10 protein-coding genes and 1 pseudogene are annotated in these 16,902 nt (G+C 60.9%); 2 read left to right on the forward strand and 9 right to left on the reverse strand.

The window, feature by feature from the left end:
• Together HV770_RS16230 and HV770_RS16235 are read right to left on the reverse strand one after the other, a co-directional pair.
• Window positions 1–813, reverse strand: a pseudogene (locus tag HV770_RS16230) (hypothetical protein); the annotation flags it as partial.
• Window positions 814–2,427: 1,614 nt separating this feature from the next.
• Window positions 2,428–3,849 (reverse strand): UbiA family prenyltransferase, encoded by a 1,422-nt coding sequence (locus tag HV770_RS16235; protein ID WP_175161133.1) that lies wholly within the window; start codon window positions 3,847–3,849, stop codon window positions 2,428–2,430.
• A 698-nt stretch (window positions 3,850–4,547) separates the two neighbouring features.
• On the opposite strand from HV770_RS16235, the gene HV770_RS16240 reads away from it, so the two are divergent.
• Window positions 4,548–6,158, forward strand: coding sequence for a hypothetical protein (locus HV770_RS16240; protein WP_175161135.1), 1,611 nt, complete (start codon window positions 4,548–4,550; stop codon window positions 6,156–6,158).
• Window positions 6,159–6,473: 315 nt separating this feature from the next.
• Complete coding sequence (locus HV770_RS16245; protein ID WP_121322178.1) at window positions 6,474–7,199, forward strand: DeoR/GlpR family DNA-binding transcription regulator; 726 nt, start codon at window positions 6,474–6,476, stop codon at window positions 7,197–7,199.
• 109 nt (window positions 7,200–7,308) lie between these two features.
• Here the strand turns inward: HV770_RS16245 and HV770_RS16250 are convergent, their stop codons facing one another.
• The 7 genes from HV770_RS16250 to deoC all read right to left on the reverse strand — a co-directional run bounded on the left by HV770_RS16250 (window position 7,309) and on the right by deoC (window position 16,771).
• A complete protein-coding gene (locus HV770_RS16250; RefSeq protein ID WP_121322180.1) occupies window positions 7,309–8,367 on the reverse strand; it encodes an ABC transporter permease in 1,059 nt (352 codons plus the stop codon).
• A 15-nt stretch (window positions 8,368–8,382) separates the two neighbouring features.
• Entirely contained in the window at window positions 8,383–9,939 is a 1,557-nt protein-coding gene (locus HV770_RS16255; protein ID WP_175161137.1) for a sugar ABC transporter ATP-binding protein, read from the reverse strand.
• Between the two features lie 90 nt (window positions 9,940–10,029).
• A complete protein-coding gene (locus HV770_RS16260) occupies window positions 10,030–11,034 on the reverse strand; it encodes an autoinducer 2 ABC transporter substrate-binding protein (protein ID WP_175161139.1) in 1,005 nt (334 codons plus the stop codon).
• 112 nt (window positions 11,035–11,146) lie between these two features.
• Window positions 11,147–12,178, reverse strand: a complete 1,032-nt coding sequence (locus HV770_RS16265) for an ABC transporter permease (protein ID WP_175161140.1) — start codon at window positions 12,176–12,178, stop codon at window positions 11,147–11,149.
• Between the two features lie 32 nt (window positions 12,179–12,210).
• Window positions 12,211–13,173, reverse strand: coding sequence for a ribokinase (gene rbsK, locus HV770_RS16270; RefSeq protein WP_175161141.1), 963 nt, complete (start codon window positions 13,171–13,173; stop codon window positions 12,211–12,213).
• A gap of 162 nt (window positions 13,174–13,335) precedes the next feature.
• A complete protein-coding gene (locus HV770_RS16275; RefSeq protein ID WP_175161143.1) occupies window positions 13,336–15,744 on the reverse strand; it encodes an aldehyde dehydrogenase family protein in 2,409 nt (802 codons plus the stop codon).
• 16 nt (window positions 15,745–15,760) lie between these two features.
• Window positions 15,761–16,771: a deoxyribose-phosphate aldolase gene (gene deoC, locus HV770_RS16280; RefSeq protein ID WP_175161145.1), complete on the reverse strand. Its 1,011-nt coding sequence runs from the start codon at window positions 16,769–16,771 to the stop codon at window positions 15,761–15,763.
• Between the last annotated feature and the right edge of the window lie 131 nt (window positions 16,772–16,902).

Raw genomic sequence — 16,902 nt, forward strand, 5'->3', positions numbered from 1 at the left:
GAGGCCAGCACTCTGGAAAGCCTGCGCGATCTTGACCACAGCGTTGATCTGATTCTGATCCCGCGTGCACCCCACGCGATACGTCGTGCAGCCCATGCCCTTGAGGAGCGATACGAGCTGAGTTGGTGTGTAGGTGTAGTCATAGTGTCCGTTGACACCGTAGAACATGCCAGCAGCAGGCGCCGCTGCGATACGCGGGTCGGATGCGGGCAGCCATTGCGCTGCCACGCTGCGCACGTCCACGTTCACGTAGAACTGGCCGCCCGTGCCGCGAAGCCAGACTTTGCCGCCGTACCAGAGGACCAAGGACACGTTATACGTGTTGCCCACAGTCGCGCCGTTGCGGTAAACCACGCCATTCACGAGCGTCCAGACCGTGTTCAGCCTGTCGATAATGTAGGGCGAAGCGGGCAGCGTGGTACCTTCCGCCGATGTGCCTCCCATACGCGGGTCGAGGCATGCCGTCCATCCCGACCCGTTCCACGAGTAGAACTGGCCGCCGGTACCTTTGGAATAGATGGTGGTGCCGTAATAAATGATGAGTGTTACGTTGGAGGTATTCCCGGCTTTCGCGCCGTTTCTGTATACCACGCCGCCCGATAGCGTCCAGACTGCGCCGGCGCTGTCGGTGATCGAGCTTGCCGAAGGGATGGTGGTACCGCTTGCGGAAGCGGCGGCATGTGCTTTGGCGTCGGCAACGGCCGATCCAGTGCTGTTGCCGCTATCGTCCCCGCCACCGCCGCCGCACGCACTCAACAGGTAGCTTCCTCCGATAGCCGCAAGGCCGCTGATGAATTGACGTCGTTTTAGCATGGCAAATAATTCCACTGTCGAGAAAATTCTCGATAAAGAAACCCCAAAATCTATTTATGGCGCTTCGAGTAAGTAGATACGCGCGCCGATCCGGCCGCGGGCTAATTAGTAGTGCTTATAAACGCGCAATTATTTTTGCTTCGTCTACATACCGCAGTGCTGTAAATCACATTGAAATAATCGTGTGGTAAAGCGAATATTTTTTTGACAGGCATACATCCCGGACTAATGGAGCACTCGTTTGTGCGCCATTAGTTTATTTATCACCCACAAAAAGGAGATGATCGGATGACCGCTGAAATTCGCGCGTCGCAGGCACAGCAAACGTTTCACCACATGCCCGAGCAACCCGTTTGATTCGGTAACTTCCGCACGAATTCGTTGCTGCTGCTGTCTTGCGGCCCCGCTCCGCATGCGCCAGTAAGATGGCTTCCACCCAGAGGCCTTAGACGCTCCACAGGTGGAGGTCTTTTTTTCACCGAGAATCGTGCTGTCGAGAAATCCCACAATAAAAGCCCAAATGTCAGTTCTGTGGCGCTGTTAATAATTAAAGCCGCAGACGCGGGGACGAATCGACTAGGACTCCTCAGCAGCGTGTTTCGGCCCATCCTGCACGGCGTTGATACGTGCACTGCAAATCCAGCATCATGCGACGCCAAGGTCTATGAAGCTGCCCGGTCAGGCTTGCTGCTCCACGAACCAGACGATGTTTCAACGCCCCTTGCGGAGACCGCCGCAAACGTTTCACCGAAGAAACGTACGTCGACGCCGTGGGAAAAAAATGCGTACTTCAGGCGCCAGCGGCGTAAATAATACCCATTTTACGTCGGCACTTAAAGGAAATTTAGCCGATTTCAGACATAAAGCACAATCCTCCCCGCCATTTTTGCGAGTCGCGAACATCCTTGCTTTCTTCGGTTAATTAAGGGATTTCCCTGCTTAATTTGTTGGGACGCGACCCTTTTATAATCATGTCGAGTAAGTCATCCGGGATGAGAGGCGTAGGTCCTTTCTCGCACGAGGCGACAGCTATCGCCCTCCCCATTCGGCCTGGAACTCCAGCACTTCGTCCTGAACGGCTATTCGCTGTTCCGTTCGTCGATCGCGCGAAATGACCTTATCTGTGGGGCACCGTATCGATACCCGCGGAGACCATGACTTCTGTCACCTCGCGCGAGCCCGATCGTGCATTCCGCGAGCGGTCATTGCACATCCGCCAAGCTTCATCGTGAATGCGTAAAGAGTTCGGCGTCGGCCGAACCCCACATCACGGCGCATAGCGTGTTATGAGCTCAGCGCTATCTCACCGCTATATCCCTCGACGGAAGCCGAGTTGTGTTGGGTGAGTACTGGCGACTGGCGCCTCGGGGCTTCTCGGGGATGGGTGCGTCAAGCAATTCGAAGCGGGCGCTTCGAAGTGAGCACCATTGGCAAAGCCGGATCGGTTGATCTGAGCAGGATCTTGCGAACTCGCGATTCAACGCTTCTCTGTCGGAAGTCGACGTCGTGATCAATTGCGACATCGTTCAATACGCGACGAGGGACATTCCTCCTTTTTTAGAAAGTCGTTTTTCAAACGTAACGATATGATGCATCTTCACGCCAGATGTGCCTTCACGTTGCGGCGATCACGGTCAAGACGCACAACATGATGATCAACAGGCTCCCCCGGTTTTTGATTGCGAATACGATCGGGTCGTCATTCATCTTTCCCCGGAACGCGATCATCCAGACGCGGCTGATCCAATATAGGAGCAGGCAAAATAGAACCCAAAGCCTGTGAGGGTGACGATACAGCACGGTTACATCACTCGAATTCATATAGAGCGCAAGCACGAGCACCGCAACGTAGCCCGCCGCCGTCCCGAACGAGCGCACGATGCTCATGTCGTCCGCCAGATAGCCTCGCCCTGCTGCCGCTGTCTTACCGTCTCGCTGGATCTTGTCAAGTTCCGTATAGCGCTTGACCATCGCCAGACTAAGGAAAATCATCAGCGAGAACATGATCAACCAGTCGGACAGCACAATATTGCCGGCCGCACCGCCCGCAACGATACGCGCCGTATAAAGCGCCGCGAGCACGAATACGTCGATCAACACTATCCGCTTCAGACGAAAGGAATAGGCGAGCGTTATCACCACATAGCCCGTCAGCACGAGCTGAAACGCAGGCGTTAACATGATTGCAAGGCTGGCCGATGCAGAGAGCAGCACCAGCATCAATATAATGCCTGCTAGAAGAGGCAGCTTACCTGACGCAAACGGACGATCGCGCTTTCGAATATGCCGCCTGTCCGCATCGAGATCGAGCATATCGTTCAACAGGTATACCGACGACGCGCAAAAGCAGAACGAAAGGAACGCGATTCCCATGTCGATCAGAGTGTCGACTTGAGTAAAACGATGGGAAGCAAGTAGTGGCAAAAAGATCAACAGATTCTTCACCCATTGATAAACCCGCATTTCCTTGAGCGCGAGCCGTATGAACGGGCGTGATTCTTCAAAGAAAACAGTCGTCTGGTTCACCTTCCTCGCTGCCGCCTCAATGCTCTTGCTTCCGACGACGATCGCTTGTCGAGCCAGCGTCCACACGGGTATATCGGCGCGCGCATTGCCGCAGTAGTCGAACCCTTGTATGCCGAACGTGGCGGACAAGGTTTGCGCCTTGTGCGAGCCGGAAAGATTGCGCGACGCATCGCTCGCCATCACGCCTTTAAAAAAGCCGAAGTGCGATGCAACCTGCTCGGCGTACCGGTGATCACCGGCGGTGCATAGATAGAGGTCGCGGCCGTGAGACCGTTCCTGCCTTAGGAAATCAACCAGGCGCGCATTGTACGGAAGCAATGAAACATCGATCGCCACGCGAGCGGCGATCTCGGCCTTCAAGTGCGCCTTGCCGCGCAGTAGCCAAATTATGCAAAGGAAAACGTAGAGGGGATTCTGTTTGATCAATATAAGGAACGATTCGATCAAAACGTCGCTGTGCGTCAGTGTGCCGTCCAGATCGACGCAAAGGGGGACAGTTGCACCAGCCATCAGTAGCCTCGAGGAGTTGCCGACGTGACTTCACGCCATGCGCAGGCGCGCCCTCGGTCGCCAAGCTGCAAGCAGCCCTGACGCACGACCTCGAGGTCATGCGGTGCGACGCGTCACCTTCAACCTAGCACACGAATTCTTCCGGCGAAGTGCCGTGCGTCTTCGGTGGCGCGGGGAGCGGAGGTCGTGACCGATTTCGCCTAAAAAAATGCGCCGCGATGCTAACTGGTGCCCGGACGATGCAGATCCGTCTCGCTGGCGACAGGATTTAGTCCTCTTGTGTATTGGCGTCCCGTCCGACACAAAAGCGCGCTACCATGGTTCCAGATTTTTTGACCGCAAACGGCACAATATGTGGGAACAATTGTGCTCGGCAGGACCGCGTATTCGATATTGACTCGCTGCTTTCTGCTGCGGATTGCAGGCCCGGCTCAACTAATCCCGCTTGGGGCAGAGCGTGCGATTTCGCAATGATTCGCACGCTATGTTTTTCGGAAGTCTCCTCTGCCGCACGGCGTCAATATGAAAGTCTGCTGATTGTCCAGGGTTCTGGCTTCCAGAGCCGATTGCAGAGCAGTAGAAGTGCGTCTTGCAGTAGCGGCCTCGAAGCTGAGTGTCACTCGTTGCACCGGAGGTCCACAGGACACTCTCAGTTGGCGAGAGTACGGCGTCCCCTTCACCCGCAGAAAAGGCCATTCATGTTGACATCGATGAGAAATGTCTTTGACCGGATTCGTTGGACCCAATTTTCCGATCACATCGTTGTATTCGTGTTTGCTTCGTCGCTCTATGCCGCAGTGCTGTACAACGCGGGCTTCCATACGCCGTTCTTGCGGGCTCTGCTCGGGCTGGTCATTCTGCTGGCAATCGGGTTCTATGGATACCTATCCCGTGCCGAATGGCGCACGGCGATTCTGGCGATAGCGTTTATCGCCGTCGTGTTAGTTTCCTATGGATTCCTGCGCGAGTTCAGTTACGATGGTTTGAATTACCATAGCGCTGTGGCCCTTGCGCTGGATCAACAGACCACCGGGGTAACCGGAGCGCACGAAATTAGCGGCATGTTCTGGGCGGATCACTACCCGAAGGCATTCGAATTCTTCGCCTACACTGCCCACGTCCTGACTACACGCTTTAACAGCGGCAAGTCCTTCACCTTGTTGCTTAGCGTTCCCACATTGGTTTGCTTGATGCAGGTGTTCCGAAGCGCTGGACACTCGGTTAGGCCTGCGCTCGCCGCGGCGGTCGCGTGCGTCTACAATCCGGTCGCGCTAGGGCAGATAACAACGCTATATGTCGATGCGGCGCATTATTACTGCTGGACCATCTTCTCAGTCAACCTTCTCTTCGCGGTCTGGAAAAGACCGTACTCCGCTGTCCAGTTAGGCGTGTCACTTGTACTTCTCATTGGTTCGAAGATGACTGGGCCAGTGTTCGCCGGCATTTCCATACTAGTGATTTTCGCTGCGGCACTTGTCGCGCAAACCAGGCATAGCTTTCTGCGAAGTCATAGAAAGGTATTCGGGCAACTTGCTGTCTGGTCGGTCGTCGCCGTTCTGATCGTCGGCTACTCGCCGTACATGCAGAATGTTCTCGCAGGCAAGCACGTCTTCTATCCGATTCTTGGCAAGGACAAGTTAGATATCTTGAGCCGTCAGGCGTCCCCGCATTTTCTAAGCATGAATCCGTTGCACAGACTCGTTCTGTCCTATTTCTCCCTGCCCAGTAACTGTACTTATTGCGCGGCAGCGGAGCCGACATTCGTACCGTCGAAGGAACATCTGCGCGACGCGTTCGTCGCGCTCCATACGGCAGATACGCGCTTCTCCGGATTTGGTCCGTTCTTTGGGGCGATGCTGGTACTTGGCGTAATCGCTATGTTCGGAAGAAGGAAGGACGCGAACATCGTGAAGATCTATTTGCTGACGACGCTGGTAATCGTTCTGCTGCATCCTCAATCGTGGTGGGCACGGTACGTTCCCATGCTTTACGCGGCTCCGCTTCTGGCTGCCGCCGGTTTCTCCCATAGCCGCCGGATCTTTTACGCAATCATCGCTCTAGGTCTGCTGAACTCTTTGCTGGCAGCGGCAAGTGTCGCAGGCTACATCATGTTGAAACAGGCTCACTATAGAAACGCCGTGGCCTCGGTTCACGACATGTGCGAGCAACGCCCGCTTAGCTTGCCTCCTTCCATAATGAACTGGCAGTTCGATCTGCGAGACGACAATTTCCATATGACCAGCAACGGCACGGCTCCAGAGGCTGAATGCGCCGTCGATTTTGGCCAGTTGATGATAATGAAGAAATAGAAGCGTGGCAGGTCGCGGCGCACCGCACCCTCCACGTCGTGCGCTTCGGTGATCATCAAGGACTCCCTCGATGAGGCCGGCGGCGCTCTATCGGCCTCGGGCGGGCCGTGCGTGTCCGGGCGAACTGGCACAGATCAACCGCGGCATGACGGTTGGTCTGACCTGCTCCGGACGCAAGATCCGAGGTTTGGTGCTGCCGCAGCAAAAAACGCTGATCAGCTTCAAGCCACTCGCCCCGCACTCCACCTCTTGTTATAATCCTTTCACCAAATCGAACAAAATATAACGCTCCTCACACCGCGCGACAGGATCACCATGCTGAAACCCGATCGTCTCCGCGCCCTCGCCGATGCGCTGGCCAGGCAAAACGTGATGCGCTTGCGCGATGCCGCGAGCCTGCTGGGCGTGTCGGAGATGACTGTCCGGCGCGACATCGCAGCGAGTCCGGAACAATTCACGTATCTCGGCGGGTATATCCTCAGCGCGACGGACGTACCGAACAACGCCGGCTATTCACTCGAAGAAGAGAAAGACCACTTCGCGCAGGCCAAGGCCGAAGCCTCCGCGATTGCGGCGGGACTCGTCGTCGATCATGAAACGATCTTTATCGATTGCGGCACGACACTGACCACGCTTGCCCGGCTGATTCCGCTCGAGCGTCATGTCACGGTGGTGTGCTATTCGCTGAACGTCGCGGAAATTTTGCGGCGCAAGCCCAACGTGCGCATGATCCTGCTGGGCGGCGTGTACGTGCCGTCGTCGGATTCGTTCGCGGGCGAAGAAAGTCTCGAGATGCTACGTCGCATGGGGATCAACAAGGCCTTCATTTCCGCGGGCGGTGTGGACACCGCGCGTGGCGTCACGTGCTGGAATTTTCATGAAGTCGCGCTCAAGCAGGCGGCCATGGCCAGCGCGGTGGAAAGTCATCTGGTGGTGGACCAGAGCAAGTTCGGCGTAGTCAAAGCCGTGCGCTTTTCGCAAGTCGACGACTTCGACTCCATCATCACCGAAAAAGGCCAGACGCTGCGCAAACGCAAATAAGCCCGCTTGTCACGCGTTCCGGAGCACAAGTGAGCACAATGGAGCGCAATGGAACCCGAGAACGTGCATCGAAGCACGCCACGCGGTCACTCTGCAACGGCAACTGCGTTCAACCCTTGCGTTGCAACGCGAAGAGCGTGCCCGCGATCAGAATGAAGGCGCCGATAATCACCTTCTGCCAGGTGCTCGGCACGCCGACCAGAATCAGCACGCTGTTGATCAGCGTGACGAGCACCACACCGAGCAACGTGCCCGCCACCGTCCCCGTCCCGCCCGTAATACGCGCCCCGCCGAGGATAACCGCGGCGATCACATCGAGCTCCGAGCCCACGAGGTCGAACGGATTCGCGAGCCGGTTGTTCGACACATGCAAAATGCCCGCGATGCCCGCGAGCATCCCCGTATAGCCGAACACGAACAGATGGATCGCGCGCAGGTTGTAGCCGAGCCGCTCGGCGATCGCCAGACTGCCGCCCATGGCATAGACGCCCCGCCCCATCATCGTCCGGTTCAGCAGCCACCATGTGACGACCGCGGCCGCCAGCAGCGCGAGCACCGAGACGGGCAGCACCGCGCGCAAACCATCGCTCGTGTGATAGAAAAACAGCGGAATACGGCCGAAGCGATCCATGCTGTGCGGAATGTTCATGAAGAACGACGTGCCGATAAAGGTCAGCAGCAGCCCGCGAAACAGATACTGCGTGCCGATCGTGACGATCAGCGACGGCGCCTTCAGCCGATGCACCAGCAAGCCGTTGACGATGCCGAGCACCACGCCTCCCAACGCGCCGGCGATGAGGATCAGCGCAAACGGCGCGTCGGGCCACCACGCGAACACTGCCTTGGTGATGCCGTACATCGTCAGCGCGGCAATCGCGGTGAACGAGACGTCGATGCCGCCGGACGCGAGCACGACGAGCGTGCCGAGCGCGAACAGCGACATGGTGGTGGCCGAATGCAGCAGATCGAATAGCGTCGCGAACTGGAAAAAGCGCGGGTTGATCGCGCCGACAATCAGGCACGTCACCGCGATCAACGCGACGGTAAACCATTCCGGATTGCGCGCGAGCTTCGCCCGCAAGCTGGGCGGCTTCACCTCGGGTGCGACTTCGACAATGATCGGCGTGGTCATGGTCTGCTTCATGCGCGAATCGATGCGCGAGTTCATGGGTAGGAACGTCCTTTATGCGGCTTCTGAAAGCAACGCGTGATACAGATCGGCTTCGCTCAGCGTGTCGGCCTGATATTCGCTCGCCACGCGGCCCTTCTTCATCATCAGAATGCGATCGCAGTTCTGCAGCAGTTCAGGCAGGTCGTCGCTGATGAGAATGATGCCGATGCCGCGTTGCGAGAGGCGCTGCATGATGCGGTAAATGATGTCCTTCGACCCGACGTCGACGCCGACAGTCGGCCCATGCAGGATCAACACACGCGGATCGATCGCCAGCCAGCGGCCGATCAGCACGCGTTGCTGGTTGCCGCCCGAGAGCGACTGCACTGGCTTGTCGATATCGGGCGTCGCAATCTGGAGATCTTTCACCGTCTGTTGCGCAAGTGCTTGCGCGCGCGTGCGGTCGATCTGGCCGAAGCGGTCGCGCAAACTGGAGATCATCGCGGTGATGACGTTGTCGCGGATCGGCTTGTCGAGAAAGAGCCCCTCGTTCAGCCGGTCTTCCGGCACATAGCCGATGCGATGATTTTTCGCATCCGACGGTGTGCGCAAGCGGATGCTTTTCCCATCCAGCCTCACCTGCCCCGACTGCGCGGGCGCCACACCCGCGAGGGCGCGCGCGAGTTCGTTGCGCCCCGAATCGAGCAGCCCGGTGACGCCGAGAATTTCGCCGCCGTGCAGCGCGAACGACACATCGCTGAACTGGCCGGCGCGCGTGTAACCCTGCACTTCGAGCACGACGTCCTGCCCAATCGTACCTTCACGATAGCGCTCGTTCGACAAATGGCGTCCCGTCATCAGTTCGCTGATCTGCGCTTTGGTGAATTGCGCAATGGGCCCTTGCGCCATTTTCTGGCCGTCGCGCAGAACGATCACTTCACCGCCGATCGCGTAGCACTCGTCGAGCTTGTGGCTCACGAACAGCACGGTGACTCCCTGCGCGCGCAGATTAGCCAGCACGGCGATCAGGTTGTCGACTTCCTTTTGCGTGAGCGACGTGGTGGGCTCGTCCATGATGACGAACTTCGCCTCGCTGGCGATCGCGCGGGCAATCGCCACCAGTTGCCGCGTGGCGAGCGGCAGTTGCTCGATGAGCGTCGCCTGAAACCCGGCATCGCCGGGCAGGCCGACCGCTTCGAGCGCGCGCGCGGCCGTGCGCGCCAGCTCGCGCCGGTCGAACGTGCGGGCGAGCCGGCCCGCGTGCGTCGCCAGCTCCGAGGTCAGGGCGACGTTCTCCGCCACGTTCATGTTGGGCAGCAGCGAGAGGTCCTGATAGACGGTCTCGATTCCCGCCGCGAGCGATTCGAGTGCGGAAAGGCGCGCGTGGCGCACGCCTTCGATGATCAGTTCGCCTTCGTCATGCGGTTGCGCGCCGGAAATGATCTTGATGAGCGTGCTCTTGCCGCAGCCGTTTTCGCCGAGAAGATGGTAGATCTGCCCGCGCTCGAACGACAGGCTCACCCCGCGCAACGCGTGCACGCCGGTGAAGCGCTTATGCACGCCCACGACCTGCAGAAACGGCTGAGACGCGTGGGATTGCGGCTGCGGTGACGGTATGTCCTGGTTCATGATGGCGAGTGGTGAGTTAAGGCGTGTCCGGGTGGACACGCCTCGAAGGAAGTCCCCCAAGCGCTCAGGGGACGCCGTGGCCGTGACACATCAGAACGGATACTGCTTGTAATTCGACTTGTCGACGTTCACCCAGCCTTGCCCGCGCACGATGATGCCCTTGCCCGGCCCCTTCGCGACCGTCACCTTCGTGTAGCCTGGAATGCCGAGATCGGCGCCGTTCTCGACCGTTTTTCCGTCGATCAACATTTGCGCGACCTTGTTCATCGCAATGCCCGCGAGCTTCGGATCCCAGAACGCGATGCCGTTGACGGCGCCGCTTTCGAGGAATTTGCCCGCTTCCGTCGGCAGGCCCGTCCCGTACACACAGATCTTGCCCTGCATGCCGGCTTCTTCGACCGCCCGGCCGATGCCGATCACGTCGAGCGAAGACGAGCCCTGGAAGCCCTTCAGGTCCGGATGCTTGCGCAGCACTTCCTTCGCGACTTCATAGGCGCGCTCGCCGTCGTTATTGGTTTCGAGTTTCGGTTCGACCAGGTTCATCTTCGGATACTTGGCCTTGGCGTTGCCGATGCCGCCATCGGCCCATTGGACCTGCGAGCGGCTGCCGAGCGAACCGACCAGCACGGCCCACTTGCCGTCGTCGTGCATGCACGACGCGAGCCGTTCGTTCAGGCCGGCGCCATAGGCGGTGTTGTCGAATGCCTCGATGTCGACCATGGTGTTCTTCGCGTTGTCCGCCTCGTGGGTCACCACCTTGATGCCGCGATCCATCGCTTTCTTCAGCGCGGGTTCGAGCGTCGGCGGGTCGTAGGGCACGACGGCGATCGCCGTGACCTTCTTGGCGATCAGGTCTTCGATGATCTTCAGCTGCTGCGCCGCATCCGCACGGCCGGGACCGGTCTGATAGGCGGTCACGCCGGGGTTGTCCTTCGCGAATTGCTTGACGCCGTCGTCCATCCGGTTGAACCAGTTGATGCCGGTCACCTTGACGACCGTGACGATCGTCTCGTTGGTGGCAGCCTGCGCCGCGGCGATCACGCCTACCGTCAGCGCGCCTGCCGCGAGCGCGGCGCCCAGTCGAGTCAATTTCATGCGATGTCTCCTTTATCGTTCGATGTCGCCCCACTCCACCGTCACGGACAATCAGGGCTCGTTGTCCGTCGTGTACTGAAACCTCGATGATGCTGCGCGTCCGGATAGCGCACTAACGTTTCGGGGCGGCGCCCGAGCCGCCGCCGAAGCCGAAAATCGCCCGCACCCGCTCGCCACCCGCAAACGCGAGCGACAGCAACAACAGAAACCCCCACGCGCAATCGCCGAAAAACTGCGACACGCCCATCAGATTGAACAGGCTCGACAGAAACTGCAGCACCGTCGCGGCGAAAAACACGCAGATGATGCGGCCATGACCGCCCGCGGGATTCACCCCGCCCATCACTGCAATCAGGATCGCGATCAGCAGATAGGAATTGCCGTAGTCCCATTTCGCGCTGGACGTATGCGTCACGCTGATCAACCCGGCCAGCGACGCGAGTACGCCGCACATCGTGTAAGTGATGATCAGCATGCGCGCGCGCGGAATGCCCGCATAGAACGCCGCTTTGGGATTCGTGCCCATCAGATAGAGACGCAGGCCGAACGGGCTGCGTTTGAGCAACCAGCCCAATACGATGACCGCCGCGATGAAGATGCAGAAGGCGATCGGCACCTGAAACACGGTGCCGTTGCCGATATTCGACAACGGGTCGACATAGTCGACATGCACCGAGGCACCGTTACTGAGCACCACCGCAAAGCCCGTGAACAGCAACTGCGTGCCGAGTGTGCAGAGAATCGGCGTGAGCCGCAGCCACGCGATGACCACGCCGTTCAGCAGCCCGCCGAGCAACCCCATCGTCACGACGATCATGCAGAACAGTGCCGTGTAGAGCGCGGGCGAGTCGTCGCCATTGAGAAAACGCGGCACAAGCAGCGCGGCGACCATGCCTGAGAGGTTCGCGAGTCCGACGCCGGACAGGTCGATGCCGCCGTTGCCCGACACCATCGACAGCATGATGCCGAGTGCGAGCAGGCCGAGTTCGGGCAACTGGCCGCCCATCGACTGCAGGTTGTCGATATCGACGAATTGCCCGCGCGAGAGCCACGTCGCGACCAGCACGACGAGCACGTTGACGATCAGCAGAAAATTCAACTGCCGGTCGCCGAACAGTTTTCCAGCGGTGAACAAGGACTTCATGGTAACGACGATCTCCTTGAATCTTCAAACGGTCAAGATGACCGGGACAGGTCCGCCGGCTGGTTCAATACGCGCTCGACTTCATCGAGCTTCGGCATGGAAGGCGCCGTGCCCGGGCGCGTCACCGAGATGCCCGCAAGCGCGCAACCGAAACGCATCGCGGCGATCGCGTCGTCGCCGCGCGCGAGCGCCGCTGCGAAGCCGCCTGTGAAGCCGTCGCCGGCGCCCGCGGTTTCCACCACGCGGCCACAATGGTAGGCCGGCACGAGGACCGATCGAGTCGCCGAGTGCAGCAGCGCGCCGGCCTCGCCGAGCGTCACGATCGCCGCGCCGACACCTTTGGCGAGCAGCACGTCGGCGGCCCGGCGCGCGTCGTCGGCGTTCGCGATCGGCACGCCGGTGAGCGCGGTGGCTTCGGTTTCGTTCGGGGTAATGTAGTCGCACAGCGGGAAGATGTCGTCGTCGAGCGACATCGCGGGCGCCGGATTGAACACGGTGATCACGCCATGGCGGCGCGCCACATCGAGCCCGCGGCGCGCGGCGGCGAGCGGCTGTTCGAGCTGCGTGACGAACACGCTCGCGGCGGCGATGTCCGCTTCGATCGCGTCGACATCGGCGGCATTCATGGTGCCGGCCGCGCCGGACGCGACGATGATCGCGTTCATGCCGGTGGTGTCGTCTACGAAAATATGCGCCGCGCCCGTGGGCACGCCGTCGATCACCGAGGCGCGCGCCGTGATGCCTTCCCTCGCCCACGTCGCGCGCGCGATCTCACCGAACGCGTCGTTGCCGATGCGGGTGCAGAACACTACCTCGGCGCCCGCGCGCGCGGCCGCCACGGCCTGATTCGAGCCCTTGCCGCCCGGTCCCATCGCGAACGCCGTGCCCGCGATCGTTTCGCCGATCACGGGCATGCGGGCGGCGCGAAACGTCAGGTCGGTGACGTAGATCCCGAGAATGACGACGCGTCCGTTCCTGCGCGAAGACGTGTTCATTCGTATTCCTCCCAGGCGGCTTCGTTCAGGGAGGTTTCATTCGATGCCCGGCGTGCTCGCAGCACGTCGGCATTCAACTGCAGATCCAGATTCTTCAGCACGTTGTCTCCTCCATTTTCTGGTTGGCGTGCGTGTTGTTGATCCGTTCGGTACCGTTGCCCGTCAGTCTCCGTACGGTATCCAGATGTTCTTTACCTGCACGGCCTGACGCAGAAACGGCCGGCCTTCGCTTGCCCGGTCGAACCAGTCGAACTGGCGGCCGTGATCGACGAAGGTGCGCTTCAGATTGCCGACCGACTCGCGCTCCACCAGCGTCGAGTCAGCGGCCTCGCCAAAGCACCAGACGGCGTCGACATCGTCGTGTCTGGCAAGCGCGGGCAGCAGCGCCGCGCGTTCGCCCGTGACGATGTTCAGCACGCCAGCGGGCACATCCGACGTTTCGACGACCTGATAGAAATCAGTGACCGTCAGCGCACACGCCGTGCCCGGCAACACGACCACGCGATTGCCCATCGCCAGCGCGGGCGCCACCAGTGAAACGAAGCCAAGCAACGGCGCCTCGTCCGGACAGGCGATGCCGATCACGCCGAGCGGCTCGTGCATCGCCAGCGCGACGCCGCGCAGCGGCGGCGTATGCACGGCGCCGTCGAACTTGTCGGCCCACGCGGCGTAGCTGAACAAACGCGCGACCGACGCGTCCACTTCCGCCCGCGCCGCCGCTTCGGTCGCGCCATTGCGCACCACCAGTTGCCGCGCGAACTCATCGGCGCGAACGGCAAGGTTCTCGGCCAGATAGAAGAGCACCTGCGCGCGGTTATGCGTGCTCGCCTGCGACCACTTCTGCGCCGCGCGCGCCGCCTCGACCGCATTGCGAATGTCCTTGCGATTGCCCTCGCCCACTTCGCCCACCGGCGTGCCATCCGGTGCGCGAACCTCCAACGAGTAGCCGCTATCCGGGCGCACCTGCTTGCCGCCGATAAACAGCTTCGCAGTCCGGTCGATCGATGTGACGATCGATGGGACTTCCGCCAACGGAGCGCGCATAACGGCACCAGCCGATTGCTCGCCGGGCCGCGCCGCCTGACGCTGCGCAAGATTGCGCCACGCACGCGGTTTCAGGTATTCGTATATGCCCTCGCGTCCGCCTTCGCGGCCGTAGCCCGATTCGCGATAGCCGCCGAAGCCGACCGCCGCGTCGAACAGGTTCGTCGCATTGATCCACACGACACCGCATGCAAGGCGCGGCGCGATGTCGAGCGCGCGGCCGATCGTTTCGCTCCAGACGCTCGCGGCCAGCCCATAGCGCGAGTTGTTGGCGAGTGCAACGGCTTCATCCGGCGTGCGAAAGCTCATCGTCACGAGCACGGGGCCGAAGATTTCTTCCTGCGCGAGCACGCAAGCCGGTGCGACACCGGTCACGAGCGTCGGTGGATAAAAGCAGCCGCCGGACGGCAGCGAGGTTTCCGGTGATTGCCACACCGCACAGCCTTCGCGCCGCCCGCTTTCCACGAGCGACCGGATACGTTCCAGTTGCACCGGATCGACGATCGCACCGATATCGATGCTCTTGTCGAGCGACGTGCCCACCCGCAGCGTCGCCATGCGGCGTTTCAGCTTCGCGATGAAGCGTGCTTCGATTCCCTCCTGCACGAGCAGCCGCGAGCCCGCGCAACAGACCTGCCCCTGGTTGAACCAGATCGCGTCGACCACGCCTTCGACCGCGCCGTCCAGGTCCGCGTCGTCGAACACGATGAAGGGTGATTTGCCGCCGAGTTCGAGCGTCAATGATTTGCCCGTGCCGGCCGTGGCCGCGCGGATCGAGCGCCCGACTTCCGTCGAACCGGTGAAAGCGATCTTGTCGACTTGCGGGTGCTCGACGAGCGCGGCACCGGTGCGGCCATCGCCCGTCACGACGTTGAGCACGCCCGCCGGCAAGCCGGCCCGATGCGCGAGTTCGGCGAACAGCAGCGCGGTCAGCGGCGTGTATTCGGCGGGCTTCAGAACGACGCAATTGCCGGTGGCGATCGCCGGTGCGATCTTCCACGCGAGCATCAGCAGCGGGAAATTCCACGGCACGATCTGGCCGACCACGCCGAGCGGCGCATAGTCGGCGAATTCGCTCTCCTGCAACTGCGCCCAACCCGCGTGATGCAGAAAGTGTCTTGCCACAAGAGGGATATCGATGTCGCGTGTTTCGCGAATCGGCTTGCCGTTATCGAGCGCTTCGAGCACCGCGAACAGCCGGCTGTGACGCTGAACCATGCGCGAGAGCGCATACAGATGCCGTGCGCGCCCCGCGCCGCCCAGCGCGAGCCAGCCCGGCTGCGCGGCGCGCGCGGCGGCCACGGCCGCGTCGATATCGGCCGCGTCGCCCTGGGCGATGTCCGCGAGCCGGTCGCCCGTCGCGGGCGCGTGCGAGACGAAGCGCTCCCCGGCGGCGGGCTCATGCCACGCGCCGCCGATGAAATGCCCGAAGCTCGCCTCATGCTGCGCGAGCCATGCGCGCGCGGGTTGATCGTCCTCGGGTGCGGGACCGTACTCCATCGATGAAAAATACTCGGCTACGCTCATGGGATCGGTCTTGGGTTCAGGCTACGGGGTGACGGTTGAAAGCGGAGTAACGGCCGCTCACGTGATGTTCGAGCTGGCGTTCGATATCGGCCAGCAGGCTCGACGCGCCGATCCGGAACAGCTCCGGTTCGAGCCACGGACGGCCCAGTTCTTCTTTCATCAAAATCTGGTACGACAGCACGGACTTCGCGTTCGACACCCCGCCCGCCGGCTTGAAGCCGATCGGCACGCCGGTGCGCGCTTCATATTCGCGGATCATGCGCACCATCACGAGCGAGACGTCGAGCGTCGCGTTGACGCCTTCCTTGCCGGTCGAGGTCTTGATGAAATCGGCGCCGGCCATCATGCAGACCATCGATGCGCGGGCGACGTTGGACAGCGTGCGGATGTCGCCGGTGGCCAGAATCGTCTTCAGATGCGCCGGCCCGCAGGCCGCCCGGAAATCGCGCACTTCGTCATAGAGCGCCTGCCAGTTGCCGGTCAGCACATATTCGCGGGTCACGACTATGTCGATTTCCATTGCGCCGTCCGCCACCGACGCCTCGATCTCCTTGAGCTTCAGCGGGTGCGGAATCAGGCCCGCGGGAAAACCGGTCGATACCGCCGCGACCGGAATGCCGCTGCCCCGCAAGGCATCGACCGCCGCCGCGACAAAGCGGTGATACACACAGACCGCACCCGTGGTGATGCCATGCGGCGCGATGCCGAGCGCTTCGAGCAGATCGGCGCGCACCGGCTGGCGCGCTTTCGCGCACAGGCGGCGCACGCGGCCTTCGGTGTCGTCGCCGTTCAGCGTCGTCAGGTCGATGCAGGTGACGGCCTTCAACAGCCACGCGGCCTGCGCATCCTTCTTGACGGTGCGGCGCGTGGCCAGCGTGGCCGTGCGCCGTTCCACCGCGGACTGGTTGACGCGCAATCCGTCCAGCCATGACGCGTCGAACGGCGTGCCCGGATTGCGCACCGGATGGATGAGCGGCGCGCCGCGCAGCGCGACGACCGACGAAGACAACGAAGGAGCTTCAGGCATGGGACATCCGGAAATTTGGCGCGGCGCACAACAGCCGCCGACAATTTGTTCGCACTTATGCTACAACGATTGATAGAATCATAACAAGCATTACGACGTAATCTTCACATAAGCAGGCGCTTAAGGGCGTG

It is taken from the genome of Paraburkholderia fynbosensis (assembly GCF_902859935.1).
GTDB classification, from domain to species: Bacteria; Pseudomonadota; Gammaproteobacteria; order Burkholderiales; family Burkholderiaceae; genus Paraburkholderia; species Paraburkholderia fynbosensis.